The sequence below is a fragment of the Streptomyces sp. NPDC020780 genome, from assembly GCF_044334475.1.
GTDB lineage: Bacteria > Actinomycetota > Actinomycetes > Streptomycetales > Streptomycetaceae > Streptomyces.
This window is the reverse complement of the sequence record NZ_JBIRTB010000009.1, coordinates 1-20,326: the sequence shown is the minus strand read 5'-3', so window position 1 is coordinate 20,326 and position 20,326 is coordinate 1. Positions and strand designations below refer to the sequence as shown.

Annotated in this window: 24 protein-coding genes; 15 read left to right on the top strand and 9 right to left on the bottom strand. The window is 69.9% G+C overall.

The window, feature by feature from the left end:
• Positions 1–364 precede the first annotated feature (364 nt).
• The 3 genes from ACH4VO_RS18575 to ACH4VO_RS18565 all read left to right on the top strand — a co-directional run bounded on the left by ACH4VO_RS18575 (position 365) and on the right by ACH4VO_RS18565 (position 3,961).
• Positions 365–1,009: an HNH endonuclease family protein gene (locus ACH4VO_RS18575; RefSeq protein ID WP_069172630.1), complete on the top strand. Its 645-nt coding sequence runs from the start codon at positions 365–367 to the stop codon at positions 1,007–1,009.
• A gap of 204 nt (positions 1,010–1,213) precedes the next feature.
• Complete coding sequence (locus tag ACH4VO_RS18570) at positions 1,214–2,908, top strand: alkaline phosphatase D family protein (RefSeq protein WP_360989795.1); 1,695 nt, start codon at positions 1,214–1,216, stop codon at positions 2,906–2,908.
• Between the two features lie 393 nt (positions 2,909–3,301).
• Positions 3,302–3,961 carry a VTT domain-containing protein gene (locus ACH4VO_RS18565; protein WP_360989793.1) on the top strand — a complete coding sequence of 220 codons (660 nt, stop codon included), beginning with the start codon at positions 3,302–3,304 and terminating at the stop codon, positions 3,959–3,961.
• Positions 3,962–4,068: 107 nt separating this feature from the next.
• On the opposite strand, the gene ACH4VO_RS18560 is transcribed toward ACH4VO_RS18565, so the two are convergent.
• From ACH4VO_RS18560 to ACH4VO_RS18540, 5 genes are all read right to left on the bottom strand, one after another.
• A complete protein-coding gene (locus tag ACH4VO_RS18560) occupies positions 4,069–4,305 on the bottom strand; it encodes a DUF2277 domain-containing protein (RefSeq protein ID WP_360989790.1) in 237 nt (78 codons plus the stop codon).
• An 83-nt stretch (positions 4,306–4,388) separates the two neighbouring features.
• Positions 4,389–5,759 (bottom strand): DUF1254 domain-containing protein, encoded by a 1,371-nt coding sequence (locus ACH4VO_RS18555; RefSeq protein ID WP_360989787.1) that lies wholly within the window; start codon positions 5,757–5,759, stop codon positions 4,389–4,391.
• 1 nt (position 5,760) lies between these two features.
• A complete protein-coding gene (locus ACH4VO_RS18550; RefSeq protein WP_360989784.1) occupies positions 5,761–6,198 on the bottom strand; it encodes a hypothetical protein in 438 nt (145 codons plus the stop codon).
• Positions 6,199–6,598: 400 nt separating this feature from the next.
• The gene (locus ACH4VO_RS18545) at positions 6,599–6,823 is read right to left on the bottom strand and encodes a hypothetical protein (RefSeq protein ID WP_360989781.1); all 225 of its coding nucleotides are present in this window, start codon (positions 6,821–6,823) and stop codon (positions 6,599–6,601) included.
• 445 nt (positions 6,824–7,268) lie between these two features.
• Complete coding sequence (locus ACH4VO_RS18540; protein ID WP_360989779.1) at positions 7,269–7,712, bottom strand: SRPBCC family protein; 444 nt, start codon at positions 7,710–7,712, stop codon at positions 7,269–7,271.
• Positions 7,713–9,003: 1,291 nt separating this feature from the next.
• On the opposite strand from ACH4VO_RS18540, the gene ACH4VO_RS18535 reads away from it, so the two are divergent.
• Entirely contained in the window at positions 9,004–9,384 is a 381-nt protein-coding gene (locus ACH4VO_RS18535) for a hypothetical protein (protein ID WP_360989776.1), read from the top strand.
• Positions 9,385–9,939: 555 nt separating this feature from the next.
• Here ACH4VO_RS18535 and ACH4VO_RS18530 read toward each other — a convergent pair.
• The 4 genes from ACH4VO_RS18530 to ACH4VO_RS18515 all read right to left on the bottom strand — a co-directional run bounded on the left by ACH4VO_RS18530 (position 9,940) and on the right by ACH4VO_RS18515 (position 13,551).
• Positions 9,940–11,004, bottom strand: coding sequence for an HNH endonuclease (locus ACH4VO_RS18530; protein ID WP_360989773.1), 1,065 nt, complete (start codon positions 11,002–11,004; stop codon positions 9,940–9,942).
• 83 nt (positions 11,005–11,087) lie between these two features.
• Positions 11,088–11,549, bottom strand: a complete 462-nt coding sequence (locus ACH4VO_RS18525) for a hypothetical protein (RefSeq protein ID WP_360989770.1) — start codon at positions 11,547–11,549, stop codon at positions 11,088–11,090.
• Between the two features lie 545 nt (positions 11,550–12,094).
• The gene (locus ACH4VO_RS18520) at positions 12,095–12,760 is read right to left on the bottom strand and encodes a YdcF family protein (protein WP_360989767.1); all 666 of its coding nucleotides are present in this window, start codon (positions 12,758–12,760) and stop codon (positions 12,095–12,097) included.
• Positions 12,760–13,551 (bottom strand): GntR family transcriptional regulator, encoded by a 792-nt coding sequence (locus ACH4VO_RS18515; protein WP_360989764.1) that lies wholly within the window; start codon positions 13,549–13,551, stop codon positions 12,760–12,762. Before ACH4VO_RS18515 ends, ACH4VO_RS18520 begins: the two co-directional genes overlap by 1 nt.
• Before the next feature lie 160 nt (positions 13,552–13,711).
• Here ACH4VO_RS18515 and ACH4VO_RS18510 point away from each other — a divergent pair, with 160 nt between their 5' ends.
• The 11 genes from ACH4VO_RS18510 to ACH4VO_RS18460 all read left to right on the top strand — a co-directional run bounded on the left by ACH4VO_RS18510 (position 13,712) and on the right by ACH4VO_RS18460 (position 20,163).
• On the top strand, positions 13,712–14,041 hold the full coding sequence (locus ACH4VO_RS18510; RefSeq protein WP_203187274.1) for a hypothetical protein: 330 nt from the start codon (positions 13,712–13,714) through the stop codon (positions 14,039–14,041).
• Between the two features lie 2 nt (positions 14,042–14,043).
• Entirely contained in the window at positions 14,044–15,390 is a 1,347-nt protein-coding gene (locus ACH4VO_RS18505; RefSeq protein ID WP_360989761.1) for an FtsK/SpoIIIE domain-containing protein, read from the top strand.
• Between the two features lie 34 nt (positions 15,391–15,424).
• Complete coding sequence (locus ACH4VO_RS18500) at positions 15,425–16,093, top strand: DUF2637 domain-containing protein (protein ID WP_360989757.1); 669 nt, start codon at positions 15,425–15,427, stop codon at positions 16,091–16,093.
• Between the two features lie 19 nt (positions 16,094–16,112).
• Positions 16,113–16,298, top strand: a complete 186-nt coding sequence (locus ACH4VO_RS18495) for a hypothetical protein (protein WP_360989754.1) — start codon at positions 16,113–16,115, stop codon at positions 16,296–16,298.
• A 2-nt stretch (positions 16,299–16,300) separates the two neighbouring features.
• Entirely contained in the window at positions 16,301–16,489 is a 189-nt protein-coding gene (locus tag ACH4VO_RS18490; protein WP_360989751.1) for a mobile element transfer protein, read from the top strand.
• Positions 16,490–16,501: 12 nt separating this feature from the next.
• Positions 16,502–16,834 (top strand): SpdD protein, encoded by a 333-nt coding sequence (locus ACH4VO_RS18485; RefSeq protein ID WP_360989749.1) that lies wholly within the window; start codon positions 16,502–16,504, stop codon positions 16,832–16,834.
• A gap of 11 nt (positions 16,835–16,845) precedes the next feature.
• The gene (locus ACH4VO_RS18480) at positions 16,846–17,085 is read left to right on the top strand and encodes a hypothetical protein (RefSeq protein WP_360989746.1); all 240 of its coding nucleotides are present in this window, start codon (positions 16,846–16,848) and stop codon (positions 17,083–17,085) included.
• Positions 17,086–17,176: 91 nt separating this feature from the next.
• Positions 17,177–17,356 (top strand): hypothetical protein, encoded by a 180-nt coding sequence (locus ACH4VO_RS18475; protein WP_360989743.1) that lies wholly within the window; start codon positions 17,177–17,179, stop codon positions 17,354–17,356.
• A gap of 52 nt (positions 17,357–17,408) precedes the next feature.
• Positions 17,409–18,821, top strand: coding sequence for a replication initiator protein RepSA (repSA, locus tag ACH4VO_RS18470; RefSeq protein ID WP_360989740.1), 1,413 nt, complete (start codon positions 17,409–17,411; stop codon positions 18,819–18,821).
• Positions 18,818–19,006: a helix-turn-helix domain-containing protein gene (locus tag ACH4VO_RS18465; protein WP_030075792.1), complete on the top strand. Its 189-nt coding sequence runs from the start codon at positions 18,818–18,820 to the stop codon at positions 19,004–19,006. Before repSA ends, ACH4VO_RS18465 begins: the two co-directional genes overlap by 4 nt.
• Complete coding sequence (locus ACH4VO_RS18460) at positions 19,006–20,163, top strand: site-specific integrase (RefSeq protein ID WP_360989737.1); 1,158 nt, start codon at positions 19,006–19,008, stop codon at positions 20,161–20,163. The genes ACH4VO_RS18465 and ACH4VO_RS18460 overlap by 1 nt, the downstream gene beginning before the upstream one ends.
• The last annotated feature ends 163 nt before the right edge of the window (positions 20,164–20,326 follow it).

The following is a 20,326-nucleotide window of genomic DNA, read 5'->3' as shown; positions in this document are numbered from 1 at the left end:
CGCCCAGCAAGCGCCGCCCACACAGCACGGTCCCGGCAAGACGAGCCAGACCGAATCGCCCGCACACCACGCCCCCATCTCCCTTGGAAGTACGCCCAGTTCGGCTTTGAGATCATCGAGGTCGGCTCCTTACCGCATCCACGGGACCGCAGACTCCTCCGTGCGCATGAATCTGCTGGCTCGTCAGTTCGACTACGTGGACAGACTTCGGACGGAACATCAGAGCCATCGCCCTACCCCTTGAAGTGACGTGCGCATGTCGCCACTCTGTTACCTGACGACCACGCGGCGGAAACCCCGCACCGACACGATGGCCCGGCCGCTGGTCGTCCGCTCGGCATCCCCCCACGTCAAGGGAGTTCGCATGTCCGGTATCTACGCGCGTCGCATAGCCGTCGTCGCCGCCTCCGCCGCCCTCGCAGCCACCACCGGGCTCCTCACGGCCCCGACCGCCCAGGCCGCGATGCCCACGCCGGTCAGCGCCGCGACCGCCCGTACGTATCTGGGTGAGCTCACGGTCTCCTCCGAGGGCTCCTCGACCGGCTACAGCCGCGACAAGTTCCCGCACTGGATCACGCAGTCGGGCGCCTGCAACACCCGCGAGGTGGTGCTGAAGCGGGACGGTACGAACGTCGTCCAGGACTCCGCCTGCGCCGCGACCAGCGGAAGCTGGTACTCGCAGTACGACGGCGCCACCTGGACAGCCGCCTCCGACCTGGACATCGACCACATGGTCCCGCTCGCCGAGGCGTGGCGCTCCGGGGCGAGCGGCTGGACAACGGCCCGGCGCGAGTCCTTCGCCAACGACCTGACCCGCCCTCAGCTCATCGCGGTCACGGACAACGTCAACCAGGCCAAGAGCGACCAGGATCCGGGCGAGTGGCTGCCGCCGCGCACCGCCTACCGCTGCACGTACGCGCGCGCCTGGGTACACGTGAAGCACTACTACGGCCTCAGTGTCGACTCCACCGAGAAGAGCGCGCTGCAGTCCGTGCTGAACGGCTGCTGACCCGCCGGCGCCCCGCCCGTCCACCCCCCGGTCCACCCCGCGTCCACCAGGGTGGGACACCCGGGCCGGCAGGCGGAAGGTCCCGCCCTCCTCCGTCGTTCCGTACCCTACGGAGCCACCGGTCACGAAGCGGCTGCCGGAACCACCGGTCACGGCGGCCGCCCGTGCGGAACCACCGGTCACGGCGACGCGAGGAGGGCATACATGGCTGGGCTGCGCCTGGGACCACTGCTGCGGTACGTGGACTGGGAGTCCGGCTCCCGGGCGACCGTCTGGGTGGAGACGAGCCGCCCCTGCACGGCCGAGGTCCGCTGCGCGGACGGGGCGTCGGGCTCCTCAGCCACCTTCGCGGTCGGCGGACACCACTACGCGCTGGTGGTGGTGACGGGCCTCACCCCCGGCTCGACCACGGCCTACGAGGTGCTGCTCGACGGCCGCCAGGTCTGGCCGCCGAAGGACTCAGACTTCCCCGCCAGCACGATCACGACCCCCGCCGTGGCCGCCCCGCCCGGGTCGGAGCAGGCCGCACCCGTGCGGATCGCCTTCGGCTCCTGCCGCTGGGCCGCACCGCCCGCCCGGGAACACGATCCCGTGGGCCCCGACGCGCTGGACACCCTGGCCGCCCGGCTCGCCGCCGACCCCGGCGCCGCACGTCCCGACGTACTGCTCCTGCTCGGCGACCAGGTGTACGCGGACGAGACGTCGGAGGCCACGCGGCGCCGACTCGCGGCCCGCCGCGACCTGGCCGAAGCGCCGGGGGCGGAGGTCGCGGACTACGAGGAGTACACGTGCCTCTACGACGAGTCCTGGCGCGACCCGGACGTGCGGTGGCTGCTCTCCACGGTCCCCAGCTGCATGATCTTCGACGACCACGACGTCATCGACGACTGGAACACCAGCGACGCCTGGCTCGCGGACATGCGGCGCACACCGTGGTGGCACGAGCGGATCGTCAGCGGGCTGATGTCCTACTGGGTCTACCAGCACCTCGGCAACCTCTCCCCCGACGCCCTGGCCGCGGATCCGCTGTACGCCGCCGTGCGGGGCGCCCCGGACGCCACGGAGACCCTGCGCCGGCATGCCGCCGCCGCGGATCTCGACCCCACGCACACGCGGTGGAGCTACCGGCGTGATTTCGGCCGGGTACGGCTGCTCATGGTGGACACCCGGGCGGCCCGCGTCCTGGACGAACAGCAGCGCGCGATGCTCAACGCCGGGGAGGCCCGGTGGATGCGCGAGGAGGTCCTGGGCGCCCCGGGCACGTACGACCATCTGCTGATCGGCACCTCGCTGCCGTGGCTGCTGCCGCCGCTCGTCCACGACGCCGAGGTCTGGAACGCCGCCCTGTGCCGGGGCGAGCGGGGCGGCCCCGACGGCCGCTGGGCGCGCGTCGGGGAGAAGGTGCGCCGCGCCGGTGACCTGGAGCATTGGGCGGCCTTCCCCGCATCGTTCCGGCAGTTGTCGGAACTGCTGCGCGAGGCGGGGTGCGCCCCGGACGCACCGGCGACGATATGCGTGCTCTCGGGCGACGTGCACCACGCCTACATCGCGGAGCCCCACTGGCCCGCGTCCGCCCCGGGCGGCACTCCCGGCGCGCGCATCCTCCAGCTGACCTGCTCTCCGGTGCACAACTCGATTCCCGCGTACGTCCGGGCCGGGTTCCGTTTCGGATGGAGCCGGGCGGGCCGTTGGCTGGGGCGCGCCTTCGCGCTCCACGGGCGGGCCGGGGCCCCGGCGATGCGCTGGCGGAAGACGGGCGGCCCGTGGTTCGGCAACCAGCTGATGACTCTCACGCTCCACGGACGGAAAGCTGCGCTGACCTTGGTCCAGGCCAAGAAGAGGCCGACGGGGGCGGAGCTGGAGACGGTGATGGAGCGCACCCTCACCTCGAGCGAGTGAGCGGAATGCAGCCGCGCTGCAGGAAGGTGAACCCGCAAGCACGGGTGGGCGCTTCCTGACAGGTGCAGATCGGAGCACGTCCGGCCGCTGGTACGCGGCCGCGTTCCCTCTCGTCGGCGGCATCCTGGGCTGGGAGAAACGCGCCCGCGAGCAGACCCCGGCCGTCCCGGCCTGACCCGCCCCGCACCACCCCGGCCCCGTACGCCCCGGCACCCCGCCCCGGCTGCCGGGGCGTACGGGGTGGGGACGTACGTGAACTGCGCGACATCGCCCACCATCGGGCGAATCCGCAGTTAACCGGAGGCGTATTCTGGATCGCTGGACCTGCCGCTCCTGCCGCTCCCCTGCGACGTCGCGGCGTTGACACGGTGACACGGGAACGGGGAGTAGAAAGTGCTGGAGAGTGTGGGTGCGCTCACAGGCAGCCCATGGATCTACGCGGTGATCGCCCTCTCGGTGCTCCTCGACGTCTTCCTGCCCGTCCTGCCCAGCGGGGTACTGGTGATCGCGGCGGCCACCGCCGCCGCTGCGAGCACGACGACGGTCACGGCGGCTGCCGGTCAGGCCACCCGTGAGGTGCCCTCCCTGCTCGTGCTGATCCTCTGCGCGGCCAGCGCCTCGCTACTGGGCGACCTCGTCGCGTACCGCCTCGCCTGGCGTGGCGGGGACCGGCTGGACCGGGCCATCGCCCGCTCACGCCGCCTCACCACGGCGCAGGAGCGCCTCGGCGCAGCCCTGAGCCGCGGCGGTGGGGTGCTCGTGGTCATCGCCCGTTTCGCCCCGGCCGGCCGCTCGGTCGTGTCACTGGGCGCGGGCGCGGCCCACCGCAGGGCGAAGGACTTCCTGCCCTGGTCGGCCCTGGCGGGGCTGGCCTGGGCGGTGTACAGCGTGGGCCTCGGCTACTTCGGCGGCCAATGGCTCGGCGCCACGTGGCTGGGCACGGCCGTCTCGGTCCTCGCCCTGTTCCTGGCGGGCGCTGTGGCGGCGCTCGTCGTCCGCCGGCCCTCCCCCGGCGTGCGGCCGGCCCCCGCCGGGATCCCGGCGGGCACCTGACTTCAGGGCCGCCGTGCCCGCCGGCCGTGCCCGCCCGGTGGGCGGGCACGGCTCCTGGCCGCCGGTCCCCCGGCGGCCCCGGATGCGGTGCCTCCCCCGGCTCTCCCTCAGACGGACCCGTCCCGGACCCGGGCGGCGCCCCGGATCTCCAGGCCGTCCAGCAACCGCCGGGTCGCCTCGGCGATCTCGTCGACGGCCCGGTCGAAGACCTCCTGGTTGTGCGCGGCGGGGGCACGGAAGCCCGACACCTTGCGCACGTACTGGAGGGCGGCGGCTCTCATCTCCTCCTCCGTGGCCTCTTCGGGGATGACTGGCGGGCGAAGTGTCTTGATGCTGCGGCACATGCTTCCAGTGTGGCCCGCACCACTGACAACGCGCCCGGACACCGGGGTGGGGGTGGCCGAGGACGGCCTGAGGGAAGCCCGGTTCACCGGATGCGCTCGATGGGCGGCAGTACGTAGCTGCCGTCGAGAACCGCCTGGCCGGGCTGGTAGAGCCGGATCACCGGCCGGAAGTCCCCGAGGGGCGCCGGCAGCCAGTTCGCCGTCTGTGCGGGGTCCGTCGGCCGCTTCGCACAGAGGTACAGCGTCAGCGAACCGTCGGCGTCGTGGACGAGTCCGGGTGTGCGGTCGCCGAGAACGTACCGCTCCGCCTCGTTGGCGACGATGTGGTGCCCGGGGGTGTCGTACATCGTCACGGACCAGAAGCCCTCGACCGGCGGCGGACGCCGGAAGCGCAGGGCGTAACGGTGGGCTCCGTTGAGCCGGTGCCCGAGTGCGTCGCGGAACGTCTGCGCGTACACCATCTCGTACCCGTGCGCCCCCCGGAGCGCCTGCCGCGCCGCGACCGCTCTGACCAGGTACGAAGCTTCCCGGTCGGGGATCTTCCACTCCGGCGAGCCGAGCGTGCCCACACCGGTGCGGTCCAGGTTGTAGTCGAAGAGGTGCGGGTCCATGTCCCACGAACCGGGCGCCCGGTCGGCCCCGTCTGCCGGCCGGGCCGCCTCCGCCACCCGCGCCCTGCCCAGCCAGAGGCCCCGCGTCAGCGTACGGACGAGTCCGGGGGAGGCCGACACGTACGGGGAGACGCCCTCCTCCAGGAGACCCAGGGGCTGGAAACGGTCCTCGTAGGCGCGGTCGGCGTCGGCGGCCGGGAAGTCCGCCATCCACATCCGCAACTGTTCGAAGAACCGCAGAACCGCGGGGACGGCGGGATCCGGCGCGGGCAGTCCGGTGCGGTGAGCCCGGTCGCCCAGGTGGGTGAGCGTGAACTCCTGCTGGAGCGCCCGGACCCGCGGCAGATCGGCGGGCCCGTCGCACGCGATGCGGCCCACGACGGATACCACGGAGGTGGGCGCGTCGATCACCCCGGACACTCCGTCGGGCACCGTGCCGGACCAGCCGGGCGGCACGATCAGCCAGTCCCCCTCGCCCGTACCGGTGGCCCGGCGGCCGACGTAGGCGAACGCGTTGGTCCACGCGTCCACGAACTGCAGTACGTAGTACTCCCCGCGGGTGTCCGGCACGTGGAGGCGGACCGGGCCGCCCGAGAGGTCGAGTTGGGCGAGAGCGGCGACGGCGTCGCTCGCGGCGGACGGGACGTCCGTATCGGGGGTGGCCGGCCCGGCGGCGTGGTTGAAGTCGTTGAACGGTGCGGGGCCCAGCCCCCCACAGCCCTCCCGCAGACAGGCCCGCACCGCGGACAGCTGCCGGACCAGCGGTGACCCGTAGACGTACGCGTCGGCGGCGAGCGCCGCCGACGCGTCGGGTCGGGCCGGTCCGACACGTCCGCCGCCCACGTCAGAAGGCCGCCTTCGAACGGTCCGCGGTGCACAGGGCCCAGATCACGAAGGTGTCGATGGCGATCGAGACGACCGCCCACACCGGCTGGTACGGCAGCCAGACGAAGTTGGCGATGATGCTCAGTCCGGCCAGCCCGACGCCCACCACGCGGGCGCCCGGCGCGTCCCTGAGAATGCCCAGGCCCACGAGGATCAGGACCACACCGAGGATGAGGTGGATCCATCCCCATCCGGAGACGCTGAACTTGAACGTGTAGTCGCCGACGCGTGCGTACACGCTGTCGGTGGCGATACCGGCGATTCCCGTGAAGACGGCGAGAATGCCCTCCACGAGCAGCAGAACACCGGCGAACATGGTCCCGCCGGCCGCCCACGGGGAGCCCTGGCCGGAGCGGGTCGGCGAGGTGGTACCGGGTCGGGGGGCTGACTGAGCCATGGAAACCTCCACTGGGCAGACGACCGCCAGGCACGTCGACGGGCACGACCGACCTTGCGCCACGCCCGGCCCCGGCACGACCCGGAAGCGGCCGTTCGAGTGACACGCAAGGTCGTGGCGCCGCCGGTTCGTACGCGCCCCCACTCCTCGGGGGAGGACGGTGAGGAGGGGGTGCGGCGCGTGGTTGACCGGCTGCCCGCGCACCCGTACGCCCTGGCTGTCCGGCCGGGACTCCGGCCGCCCCCGGCAGCCCGCTGGCTCACCGCCCGGTCGAGGATCGCGCGTCCGCGCCCGCCGGGCGTGTCCACGCCCGCCGCGACTCGTCGGCGTGCCCCGCCCGCCGGGCGGTGTCCCCAGGGCAGGTGCGGGGAGGACGGGCCCCGGGCCGCTCGACGAGGCCTCAGGATGTCCGCCCCCAGGTGTCGAGGTCACCGCCCCGCCACTCGATCAGCTCCGGCCGGTCCAGGTCGATCTCCTCGACGCCCTCCGCCAGCCCCGCCCGCCGCAGGAGCGACGCCACCTCACCGCGCCCGTGGGCCAGCCCGACGATCCGCCCACGCACGGCCACCCGCCGCCCACCGGTCGGTGAGGGCGGATACACGATCACAGGGGGATGCCCGGCCATGCCTCCACGGTCCTCCGGCGCCTGCCGGAACGCATCCCGGAAGGCGGCGGAGACCTCCGGGGCGCTCCGGGGCCGCCGGGGCGCTGCGGGCCCGGCGCGGGTTGGGGCCCTGGGGCTCGCGGCCGTTCGGCTCACGGCCGTTCGGTCAAGGGCCTACGCCCGCCGCGGTGCCGGGCCGCGTACCGGACGCGGCGGGGCCTCCTCCGGGGGCACGTCGGGAAGCGCCGGGGTGACTCCAGGCCCGGCACACGCGACACCCCCACACGGCTCCGGGCCGGGACACCCTTCCCGGAAGGCGCGGCGCGTCCGGGGCGCACCGGACGCCCAAGGCCCGGCACGCACACGGCATCACCCACGACTCGCGACCCGCACAACTCGGGGCCGTACGACTCTCGGCCGTACAACTCGGGGCCGTACAACTCGGGGCGGTACGCGGGACCGCGCCTCAAAGCCCCCTGGGGCCTTCACCGGCGGCCGTGGTCTCAGCCAGCTTCTTGAACTCACCGAGGTCGTAGTTGGCCAGCGTCGAGTCCAGGTTGGTCAGCGCGCCCACATGCTCCACGAACCCCTTCGGGTCGTACTCGATCTGCAAGGCGACCCGACTCGACGCCTCGTCGAGCCGGTGGAACGTGACGACACCGGCGTGGTGGACGCCCTCGATGGTCTTCCAGGCGATCCTGTCCTGCGGGACGACCTCGGTGAGCTCGGCGACGAAACTCTTCTCCGCACCCGGCAGCGAGAGCTGCCAGGAGAAACGGCGCTCGTCCATCGGATCGACCCGCCGCACGTGGCTCAGGAACTTCGGCCACTGGGTGACATCGCTCCACAGAGCCCAGGTGACGGCGACCGGGGCCTTGATGTCGACGGTCTCGACGAGGGAGGAGGACATGGCACTCACCCTGCTTTCTCTCGATGACCCGATTACTCGGCTTGCGCTGCCGACTACCCGCCCCCCGCCACCCCACGCCCCCTGCCGCGTCGTCGAAAAGTCGCGGACCGCCCCCTCCCAGGAAAGCCCAGCTCGCCAGGTCCCCGAAGGTCCCTGCCCTCCCATCGACCGGCGCCTACGGCCCAACGGTGCGGGACGAGCCGTGGACGGCGACGACCTGCTCCGTCCTGCTGATCGCGATCTGCTTGCTGATCGCGGGTCGATGGGCGGCGAATCGCGCAGTCCCGGGATCCAGGGTGACGTGCGGCCGCCCCTCGGCGACGCGATACAGGGCGGCCCTGGCCCGGGGGTCATCGCCGGGCCTTGAACCACCTGGCACACACCATGGCGACACCTACTATGACAAGGACCGTGACGCCTAGGCCGATCACGGCTCCCACATCCATCATTCCGAGCACGTTGGTCTCCTGACCGCCTGACGGCGATAGCCTGCTCCGCGCGGTCACGTACCGCGTGGGAGATGAACATCGCACCCCGCACCTGCCCGCGGCATCCGATACGGAGAGTCTTGAGCACAACCTGAGCTCGGCTCCCGTCGACCTAACGGCTTCGTTCGGCCGCCCGGCAGCAAGTAGCCTGGGCAGAGGGCCTGTTGCCCGTGTGGGTGATGTGACGGCCGACAGCGCGATCGTCGGCACGGCGGTCGCAGTCCTCCTCACGGCGCGGTGGGCCGCCCCTGCCGCGGGTCGCCTCGACCACGGGGTGAAGCGGCAGCCTCGGCGCCGTGGTCGACCGCGTCCGTAGGCGCCGGGGCCCGACAGCGGCCGGTCGAGAGGCCTCCGCGCCGGTGGGCACAGAGGGTGTCGAACTGTCGGCATCCAGCTGTGTACGTTCGGCCGGACGACTGCCGTCCCTCCTCGCACAGCGGTCTTCGGCGCTGTGCGACCGTCCGATGCCGCGCATGACATCCGCGGCCGACATCGACTACGGATGGCAACTGCTGCTCGGCACGCGACTATCGGCACAGTGGTCGCTGAGCTCGGCCGGCTGGTCAATCGGCCGCTGGGGGCAGCGTGGGCCGGGGAAGACAGTTGCCGTGGGTACTGCAGCATCGCTGCTGCGGCACGACGTGTACCCACGTGCCCGCACTACGGTCGTACCCGTACACAACACGGCTGTGTGCGGCAGATGCTCAGGTATCCGCTCGCACATCGGGGGGACGTCGGTCCGATCCGATCATGGACCCCACGAAATCTTCACAGACTCATCTCCCGCGTGCGAGAGTCAGCCCATGACTGACATAAGCGCGCGACGCAGGCTCGGTGTTCTCGCCGGCGTCTGCACCGCCGGGGCCGTGCTGCCCGGCATCAGCCTGGGTACGGAGAACGTGGACGTGGCGCTCTCCCTCGTGGTCGCGGCCCTCGTGGTGACGGTCCTCACCCAGCTCGTCCACCTCGGCCCGTCCGCCCGCGTTCCGGCCCCGGTCCTGCTGGCCTTCGGGCTGGCCGGAGTCGTACAGGACTCGCTCATCTGGTGGTTGCTCTCCTGGCTGGGCGGAAAGCTCGCAGAGCTGGAGGTCGAGGGCTTCGGCACGATCGTGCTTGCGGGATTGATCACGCGCGTCTCGATCCTCGCGTTCTCCCTGATCGGTACGGAGCCGACGGCGGACTGACGACCCCGGCTGGCCACTCCGACAAGGGGCGGCACCTCCCGGACCCCTCTGGCAGCAGCTCGCGTTGTCTTCGCCGTCTCCGTGACCACGCACGTCGATGACACAACTGATGTCCGCTTGCTTCCTTGTGGCTCAAGGCACACGAGCGCCCAACGGGTCGGCCGAGAGGGTGGACGACGACCGTCTTCCTGAGGCCACCTGGCCCCGCCCGCCGCTTGGCGGGACAACCACGCCGCCGGCCCACACCTACGCGAGGTCATCGACAGGGCACACGTTGCGAGCTGCGGCACTGGGCGTCCACTGGCCCTCCGGCCCGAGCTGCGGCTGTGCCGTCGGAGTGCGCTACCGTCGCCTACTACCGTCAACGCCCCCGCAGCGGATCGCTGCGGGGGCGTTCTGGCTGGTGGGCGCGGACGGTTTCGAACCGCCGACATCTGCTTTGTAAGTTCGGCCGGAGGTGGTTGCGCACCCTGGCGGGCCCGGCCGCGGCTGCCGTCCACGGCTCCATAGGGCTGCCGCTGTGCACCTACGTTGATGTCAGGAGTGGATGTCAGCTCACGGATTCGGCATCTGCTCGTCGGCTGCCCTGCGCGGTCGTGACAAGGCCGCAGCGGCGCGCCTGTCATTTGCGTGCTTCTGCTCGATCGAGGACCGTAGCTCCTCCGGAGTCGGCCACGGCGCGCGCCGGTGGATCATGCGGTGACAATTGGCGCAGATGAGGGCCAGATCGCTGAGCTTGGTGCGGCCTTCCCCCGCAACGTGGAGTGGAAGGACGTGATGGCACTCGATGTACCCGGCACCGCGGTCCCCGTAGATCTTCTCGAAGTCGAAGCCGCACGCCTCGCAAGCCAGCTGTCCGCCACGCTGAAGAACGGAAGCGATCTTCTTCTTGCGCAGGCCCTTGTTTCGTTCGCGGGCCCTGTGCCGGCGCATGAGCAATCGCCCCTCAGGCGCGCTAAAGTCGTCGCCGAACTCCTCGTCCTCAGTCGGCGCGAAGGACTGCAAGTCGCCGGTCGCAATGCCCTGCCGAATCAGCCTCGCGGCCTCGGTCATCTCCTGCGGCCGGGCAAGGTACTCGTGCAACACAGCGACATCCAGCGCACCACCGTTGGTGGGCATCCCTCGGTATTCCGGATGGCGAGTGGCGATGTCGAACGTCTTGCGAGCGACGCCGTTGGGGTTGCGGAACTTCTCGTTTCGGTCCGCCTCCGCGTGGATGGGAAGCAACTGGAGCAGAGCAGACAGCTCCACTACCCGGCCGTCCCCGGCGTCCAGTCCCTTCCAACCGTTCTCCATCACCAACTGACAGGCAAGGATGATCTCGTCGCGAGCCCAGTCCGGGTTCTTGATGGCCTTGACCTGGAAGCCCACTCGCTTGAGCCACGCCGCGGCGTGATCCTTGCCGCCGCTGAACTCATCCGGAGTGAGGGCCCGCCCCTGGTCCCAATTGTGCGCCACTCCCGCAACGGCCTTGGAGTCGTACTCCTGACCCTCGTGTACTAGGACGTAGGACCGTGCCTCCCCGAAGCCGTACTTCGTCAGGAAGGCTTCACGCCCCAACTCGTCGTGCTCCACGAGAACCTTGAGCACGGACTCTCGCGTGATCGCTCCTCTTCGCATAGGAAGATCGTACGACCGCGCGCGGGCAACGCTCTCGCCATTGAAGAGACAGACCATGTTCGCGCCCGACCTCCGATGCGCCCTCAAAGGTGGCGCTTAGCAGCCATGACCAGATGACGGATTCCGTCGCGGGTACCGCTCCTGCGCTCGTCAAGTTCCTCACGGCTGTCGACTTTGTACAGCTCTGTCACTTTCGCAAGCACCGCCTCAGCGTCTTGACTCAGTGTCGCGTCGTCCGTGAGCAACTGCGCCCTGAACAGGGACTCCTGCGCAATGGAGCGGAGATCGTATGCGCGGATTCGGACCTCGCCAGGATCCTCATGGGGATGTTCGTGCAGGCAGAACCACAGGTGCACCAGGCATCGACGGTAGTTGATCAGAGATCCAGCGTACGCGGAGTAGGCATCAAGCCGCTCCTGCCGAAGGCGCTCGGCGCGGGCGAACTGATGGCCCTTTACAGCCGTGCGCTGCTGAAAGGAGAGGGTAATTCCTGCTCCAAGTAGGGTGCCCAGGACGGCTATAGCGCTAGCGATGATGGCTTCCACCCTGCAAGCTGATCATAGAAGAAGCAGTGTGGTCAGCAGTTGTCCGATTCGGAACACCCACGGACCTTTCAGGCCCGCGCTTGCCCCGCCCTCTCGATCCACCACTCGCCCCGGCTCCCATCCCGTCCGCCTTCGACCCACACACCGTGGAGCGGTCGTGGTTCAGGGCGTCAAGGTGGAGCGCGCCACTGTACGAACGACCTTGACGCCCTGGGCCGCGACTGCTCGGCTCTGCCTGGGTCGAAGGTGGTCGGGATGGGAGCCCCACGACGCTCACCCCACTCCGGCCGGCACTCGCGAACGGCGCCCCTCCCATCCCGGAGTCTGAGCGCCCCCGCCGGAGGCATGCTTGAAGCCGCGGGCTTGGCTCTCGTCTCATGCCCTCCGGGCCTATCCACTGCGGGCGCGCGTCGGCGGCGGCAGCGCCGAGCGGGCCGAAGGCAGGAGCGCGGGCGCAGCCAGAGCCGGGAAGCGCGCCCGGCGGAGCGGAGCGCAGCCGGGTGCCTTGATGAGGTAGAGAAACCTGTAACAGCTCTCGGCGGCGGTCAAGCAGAATGCGAATCGTTCGGCAGGAGGCGGCTGGTGAAACCGGCTTGGCGGAGTCGCTGATACGCCTCGGCTACGTCGGCAGGTACGGGCTGGCGGATCATGAATCCCTGATCTGGATAGATCATCAGTCGTTGCAGTGCGCCCGTAAGCATGTCGATCACCAGACGTGCGTCACCGATGGAGTCGACGTACTCGTCCAGAGACATCGGCGTCGAAGCGCTGACGATCTCCACCTCGGGCCACAGCTTGCGGGCAGTGGCGTATGCCCGCCGCTCCTCGTACGGCTTGCTGATCAGCAGGACAGAAGCCACCTCGACGCCCCCCTCCTCCAGCACTTCTCGCGAGAAGCGGATGTTCTCACCCGTGTTGCGCGCCCTCGGCTCCACAAGAACAGCCGAGCTGGGCACACCCAATTCGAGTGCCCGCTCCCGGTAGTGGACTGCTTCCCCGCGAGGCATCCGCTCCCGGGTCGTGGGGCTCGTGGCTCCGGTAAAGAGCAGGAGCGGCACCAATCCCCGCTGATACAGGCCTGCCGACGTGTCCGCCACACCCAGATCATGACTGCCGAGCCCGATGGCAACGGAGCAGGGTTGAAGAGCGTGGCCCATCTGGTGGTAGTCCCAAATGCGCCGAGCGTCGGCCCAGTCCTGTGCAGAGATCACTATGAGCCTTCCTTGTCCCTCGCGGAATCAGGCACCTTGAAGTCGTATTCCCAGGCGAAACGCGATGCCGCGTGCACCCCGATGGCGAACTCCACCACCGTGCCGTCAGCTGTGAACGTCGTCCGGTGCAGTTCAACAACTGGCTCTCCGGGCGGCAGTTGGAGAAGCCTGGACTCATCCGGGGTGGCGGCCCGAGCGAAGATCCGCTCTCTCATGTGGTCGATCTCGTAACCGGCGTCATAGAGCACGCGGAACCCTCCGCCCCGGCCGGCAGGCCCGGGAGTCGGGTCAACGATGCGGGTCCCCTCGACATGTTCGGGCCGGTAATAGCTCGTCAAGGTGTGTGTGGGCTGCTCGCCTTCCTTCACAAGCCGCGCCCGCGCGTACACCTCAGCTCCTTCGGGCAGGCCGTGAGCTGCCGATACGGCGGGGGGAGCCTTCACACGGCTAACAGTCTGCGTCTGCTCGTTCCGGCGGTAGGCACGTCCACTCGCCACACGGTCCGCGATGAACGCCACTTCGTCGCCATCGCGCCACTTGGCCTTGTCGTATCGAGCGATACCGAGTCGCTTGAGGGGAACTTGCTGGCGCACGACTGTGCCGTGACCGCGGGATGAAGTGACCAGACCCTCTGCTTCGAGAGCCTTATAGGCGGCGTGGACGGTGGACTTTGAACCCTCGCCCGCCTCCACAAGCTCCCGGATGTGCGGAAGCTGTGCACCCGGAGCGTAGACACCGCCCCTGATCTGTTCGGCCAGCTTGTCTGCCAGCTCTCGCCACTTGGGCGCCATCCCGAACCCCTCTCGTCAGAACCAAGTCAAACACAGTCCCAGGACTGTTGACAGTCCCAGGACTGCCAGTCATCATCTCGCTTAGCGGTTCGCAGTCCTAGGACAGCGAACCCTGAGGGCCCTTATTTGGGCTGCTTCACATCAATCCAGGGAGTATCAGATGCCGTCGTTCAAGATCGATGTCTCGACCGCTGTCGTGTTCGTTGCGACGCCTCCGACTCCGAAGCTCGTGAGCAAGCAGACCGGTGAGGTCGCGATGGACCGGGAGACCGGTGCCCCGCTCGCGACGGTGGGTCTGCTGATCTCGGACGAGGGGGAGGGCAACCTCTACCAGGTGACCGTGCCGAGCACGGGGGTCCCTGAGAACCTGACCCCGGGAACGCCGGTCACGGTGATCGGGCTCAAGGCCCGGGACTGGGAGAACACGTTCAACGGTCAGACCCGGCACGGGATCAGCTTCCGTGCGGTGGCCATCACGGCGGGTGCCTGACCATGTCGGACCTGTCCACGGTGATCGAGGTGGCGGGGGCCTTATCGGCTGCCGGTGGGCTCGGCTATGCGAAGGTGCGCGCTCCGCGCGTGTTCTGGTCGCTGGCCGGTCTGCCGGTCGCCCGGGTCCGCTTCGCCGCCACGTACCGCTCCACGATGGATGTGTGCGGGCTGACGGTCCAGCCGTCCCGCCTTCGGGCGTTCATGGTCCGCAACGTGGCCCGCCGCCCCGACGTACAGCCGGTCCCCCCGAAGGTTCGCCGGGTCCGCGGCTCCTCCACCGGCATGCGGGTCACCCTCCGCCTCCCGGCCGGCCTGGAGCCCGCCGACGTCGCCGCCGCCTCGGAACGGCTCCGGCACGCCTGGGGCGTCCACTCCGTCCACGTCGTAGAGATCAAGCCAGGCTTCGTCGAACTCCGCATGACCGGGTACGACGTGCTGCGCCGCGTGAAGATGCCCCGCCGACTGCCCCGCAAGGTCACCGCTGGCCCGCTGGTGGTCCCGGTGGCACTGCGGGAGGACGGGACCGCGTTCGTCCGCGACTACCAGAAGCTCCCGCACAGCCTGACCCTGGGCGCGAACCAGTCGGGCAAGTCGATGTATCAGCGCAACCTCATCACCGGTCTCGCGAAGCTCCCGGTCGGATTGGTCGGGATTGACTGCAAGCGCGGTGTCGAACAACGCGGATACGCACCCCGCCTCTCCGCCCTCGCCATCACCCCGGCTGAGGCATCGGACCTGCTCGAAGTCCTCGTGCGGGAAATGGAAGAGCGCTTCGACACCCTGAGCGCCCACGGAGTCTCGGACCTCTGGGACCTGCCGGCCAAAGCGCGACCAGTGCCGTTGGTGGTGCTGGTGGACGAGGTGGCGGAACTCTTCCTCGTCGCCGTGAAGAAGGATGAGGAACGCCGGGACCGCATGGTCATGCACCTGGTGCGCCTCGCCCAGATGGCCCGGGCGGTCGGGATCTATTTGGAGATCTGCGGGCAGCGTTTCGGCTCCGAGCTCGGCAAGGGCGCCACGATGCTCCGTGCCCAGCTCACCGGCCGTGTCGTTCACCGGGTCAACGACAAGCAGACCGCGGACATGGGCCTCGGGGACATTGCTCCGGATGCGGTCTTCGCCGTCACCACGATTCCGCCGGATCGCCCCGGTGTTGCTGTGGCCGGTGACTCCTCGGGTGGCTGGTCCCGCATCCGCACCCCCGAATTGAGCGCCGCGGATGCCGTGGCCACCTGCCACGAGTACGCGCACCTGACCCCTGACGTCCCGGCCCTGGCTCCTTTCCGCCCGGTCGTCCGCACCGCCCCGGGGTCGGCTTCGCCGCTGGGCGCCCCGGTCACCGCGTAGCACCGCATTTCTCCCCCGGAAAGGAGGTGCCCTGATGTCCCGAAGTATCCGCTTGGACGCCGTGCTCGTGCAGGCCGTCATCGCCGGTGCTCTGTCCTTCTCCCACCTGCATGACCTTGCCGCGGCCGCCGGACAGGACGGCTGGAAAGCCTGGGCCTACCCGATCAGCGTGGACCTGCTCCTCGTCGCCGCCTGGCGCCGCATGCGCACCCACGCCGACAACCGCGCCGCCTGGGTCTGGTTCGTCATCGCGCTCGCTGCCTCACTCGGCGCGAACATCGCCACAGCCGGACTCCTCGACCTCGGCAACGTCCCCGCCTGGCTCCGCATCCTCGTCGCCGGGTGGCCTGCCCTCGCCTTCCTCGGCGGAACCCTCCTCGCACACGCACCCACCACACCGGAGCCCACGGCCCCGGACACTGCACCGCTGGCCGCTCCGGAACCCGAAGAAGCCCCGGGCCTCACGGTGGAACGGGCCCCCGATCCTGCCCCGGAACTTCCGCCGGCACCCGCCCCTGTGCCCAAGCCTGCTCCGGTGCCCGCGCCGACTGTGGCAGTTCCTCCGGCCCTGCTCGACCACGCCCGGAAGGTCGCCGACACGCATCACGCGACGACCGGTGACCGGATCGACTCAGCCACCCTCCGCGCTCGCCTCGGCGTCCCCGCACCGCTCGCCGATGCCATCACCGCCCAACTCGCCTAACCGGAAAGGAATCCAGCTCATGGCCCTGTTCAACTTCAACCGCCCCGACGACTACCTCAACGCCGCGCGGGAGATGGCCGACTCCGGCCGCCCCACCCTCGCCCGACTGCTCGCCGAGGAAGCGGCCGACCGCACGACGGACCCGGCCGACGCCGACCGCATCCGTGCCGAGTTCCCCGGCAACAGCCTCCGTCAGGAGAGCTGACCATGCCGCGCCCGAACCGCTTCACCAGCGTGATCCGCATAGGCCCCGTCCAGGTCGGCACGCACTACGACGGCCGCGGCCGGACCAAGCACACTGCCGCCTGCACGGCTCCCGGCTGCAACTTCTCCGCCGACTACCACGGCCGCGCCGCCGCGGAACTCGCCGCCAAAACCCACCGCTGCAACCCCTGAGAGGAGAAGCCCATGTTCACCCCGAAGTACCCGACCCCGGACACCGCGCCCACCGCGGACACGTCCCTCGTCCAGCCGCTCACCGGCCTCGTGCACCCCCCGGCCTGCGACTGCCACCACACCCCGACCACCTCCCCCGCACCTGTCCCGGTCCCGGCCGGTCGGCCCTCGGTACAGCTCACCCCCGGCGCCCTGGTCGTCGCCGCCGCGGGCGGGACCGCCCTCGTCCTCGTGGTGGGCACGGTCCTGGTCTCGATGCTCCTCGCGGTCGCCATCACCGCCGCGTCCATCGCGATCTGCGCCGTCGTCCTGCGCTCGCTCCTGAACCACAACAACCCGCGCTGAAAGGACCCGTCATGAAGTTCTTCAACCGCAGCACCAACAAGTCTCCGGCCCCGGACCCGGCCATGACCGAACTCGGCCGCGAGTACGCCATTGCCAAGCGTCACGGGGACCGCAAGACCGCATCCCGCATCAACCGCCAGCTCGGCAGCGGGGCCCTCTCGACCTCCGACCGGGACGCCTTCAACCAGGGCAAGGACGCCTACGACGCGATCCCGCCCATCAAGCCCGCACGCCGCAACCGACGCCGCTGACAGCCCCCGGGGCGGCCTCAACCGCCAAGTTTCCGCCGCCCCGGGCGCCCAACCCATCCCAGACCAACCGGCCCGAAACGGAGATCCCATCATGCCCCAGCACACCCGCACCCGGCCGATCTGCGCACACTGCGACGGCTTCCCCCAGGTCGCCGTCACCACTGGCCAGACCACCCCCACCGGGAACCGGCAGACCATCACCGCGGAATGCCCCGCCTGCCACGGCACCGGTCGCCTCCCCGCCCGCGCCTACACCCGTGTCGGGGTGTGAGTCCGGTGGCCCTTCTCGACTGGAACGGCAACCACCCGCCCAAGGAGAACCAGTGACGGACACCGCCACCGCGGCGGGCCTGGACCCGGCCACCCTCGCCGACGTGCTGAGGGTGGCCGGGTCCACCGGCTTCGACCGCTGGGAAGAACAGATCCGCCGCACCCAAGGATGCGCACAGCCCATCCACCTCACCGGCGCCACCAAGACCACCGACCGGGCAACCGGCACCCTCCTGCACCACTACACGACCGACACCGAGCCCGGCGGCCGGTTACGCATCGCCTGCGGCAACCGCCGCGCCTCCCGCTGCCCCGCCTGCGCCTGGACCTACGCAGGCGACACCTACCACCTCATCCGAGCCGGACTCACCGGAGACCCCGACAAAGGCACCCCGCACACCATCCGCGACCACCCCCGCGTCTTCGCCACCCTCACCGCACCCTCGTTCGGCCCCGTCCACAACCGGCCCGGAAACCGGCCCTGCCGCTGCGGCACCCACCACCCCGAAACAGCTGCGGAGCTCGGAACCCCGCTCGACCCGGACAGGTACGACTACCCGGGTGCGGTGCTGTGGAACAACCACGCATCTGATCTGTGGCGCTACTTCACGATCTACCTTCGCCGTGAGATCGCCCGCCGCGCCGGACTCACCCAGAAAGCCGCCCGGGAACAGTCCAAGGTGTCCTTCGGCAAGGTCGCCGAGTACCAAAAGCGCGGTGCCGTCCACTTCCACGCGGTGATCCGCTTCGACGGACCCGAGGGGCCCGACTCGCCGCCCCCGGCCTGGGCCACCCTCGATCTCCTCGACGACGCGATCCGCGCGGCTGCCGCCCGGGTCGAAGTCACTGTGCCGGCCAACCCGACTGCCGGGATCACCGAAGAATGGGTGCTCCGCTGGGGCACGCAGCTCGACGTCCAGCCCATCGGCGCGTTCGGCAACGGTGAGGACCTCACCGAGCAGGCCGTTGCCTCCTACGTCGCGAAGTACGCCACCAAAGCGGCCGAGACCACCGGCACCGTCGACCACCGCATCGGCAACAAAGAAGCCCTGATCCTCCTCAACGTCCCGGACCACCCACGGCGCCTGATCGAAGCGTGCCTCGACCTCCACCACGCCTACCCCGACCGCAAGCTCCGCGACTGGGCCCACATGCTCGGCTTCCGCGGCCACTTCTCCACGAAGTCACGCCGCTACTCCACCACCCTCGGCGCCCTCCGACAGGTCCGCGCCGACTACCGGGCCAACCAGCAACGCGAAGCCCTCGGCCTGCCCGACCCGGACGACCACCCGGAAGCCACCACGCTCACGCTCGCTCACTGGGCCTACGCCGGGCACGACCACACCCCCGGCGAATCCTGGCTCGCCGCCAACATCCACCGCGACATCCAACACAACCGCGACACCGCCCGCGAACACCGCGCCGAACTGCAAGACCAACTCGCTCTGGAAGGGGCCGACGCATGACCACCGCCACCGCCGAACTGCTCACCGTGCCTGAGGTCATGGCGCGGCTCAAGCTCGGGCGCTCCACCGTCTACGACCTGATCCGCTCGCGCCGCCTGACCTCCATCACCATCGGCCGGTCCCGGCGCATTCCCGCCGACGCCGTTCGGGACTTCATCGTCAACGAGATCGAGGAGGCCGCCTGATGGGCACTCAGCGAAAGCGCAACCCCAATGGCGCGGGCACCATCACCAAGCGCAAGGACGGCCGCTTCCAAGCCGCCGTCTACGTCCTCCAGCCGGACGGCACCCGCGCCCGAAAGTTCGCCTACGGCAAGACCTGGGCCGAGTGCGACACCAAGCGCCGCGAGCTGCTCGCCAAGGTGGACCAGGGCGTCCCCGTGCCCACGCGGTCGGCCAAGCTCTCCGAGTGGCTGCCGTACTGGCTGGAGAACATCATCAAGCCGCGCCGCAAGCGCACGACCTACGCGAAGTACGAGACGCACATCCGCCTCTACCTCGTGCCCATGCTTGGCTCGAAGCGCCTCGAATCGCTGAGCGTCGCTGATGTCCGGCGCTTCCTCGTCCGTCTGGAGCAGCAGACCACCGCGGCGACCGCCAAGGAATCCCACCGCGTCCTACGTACCGCCCTGACCGCTGCGTGCCGCGAGGAACTGGTCATGCGGAACGTGGCCACCCTGGTGGAGCCGCCGTCCGCCACACCCCGGGATCTGTCGCCCTGGTCGCTCGACGAAACCCTGTCCTTCCTCACCGCCGCCCGAAAGGACCCGCTCTACGCGGCTTTCGTCCTCGCCATCGCGCTCGGCTTCCGTCGCGGTGAGATCGTCGGCCTGCGGTGGGAGAACGTAGACCTCGACAAGCGAGAGATCCGCGTCCGTACCCAGCGGCAGCGTGTCCGCGGTGAGGCGTACGAGGACGATCCCAAGGGCCGCCGTAGGAAGCAGACGCTTCCCCTGCCCGCTCTCTGCATCGCTCCGCTCCGCTGGGAACGTCTGCGGCAAGCTGCTCTGCGTGAAGTTGCCGGTGATCAGTGGGAGGAGACCGGCTACGTCTTCACCACGCGCACCGGCCGGCCGATCGAGCCGCGCAACTTGTACCGCTCGTTCACCCGGGTCGCTGGCACCGCCGGGCTCCGTGTGATCCGGCTGCACGATGCCCGCCACGGCTGCGCGACCTTGCTCACCGCTGCCGGGGTCGCTCCCCGTGTCGTGATGGAGATCCTCGGGCACAGTCAGATCGCGGTCACGATGAACATCTATGCGCACGTCGTCCAGGACACGCAGCGCGAGGCCGTAAGCCACCTGGACCGCATGCTGAGGCGGCAGCGTCCCGACCGTGGGTGACCACGCCCGTTGATGTCAAAGGTGGATGTCAAAGGCCCCCAACCATGATCGGTCGGGGGCCTTCGCACTGGTGGGCGCGGACGGTTTCGAACCGCCGACATCTGCTTTGTAAGATATCGCGTCGGTCGATCTTGTATCGGTGAGTCCCAGTGAGGACCAGTGA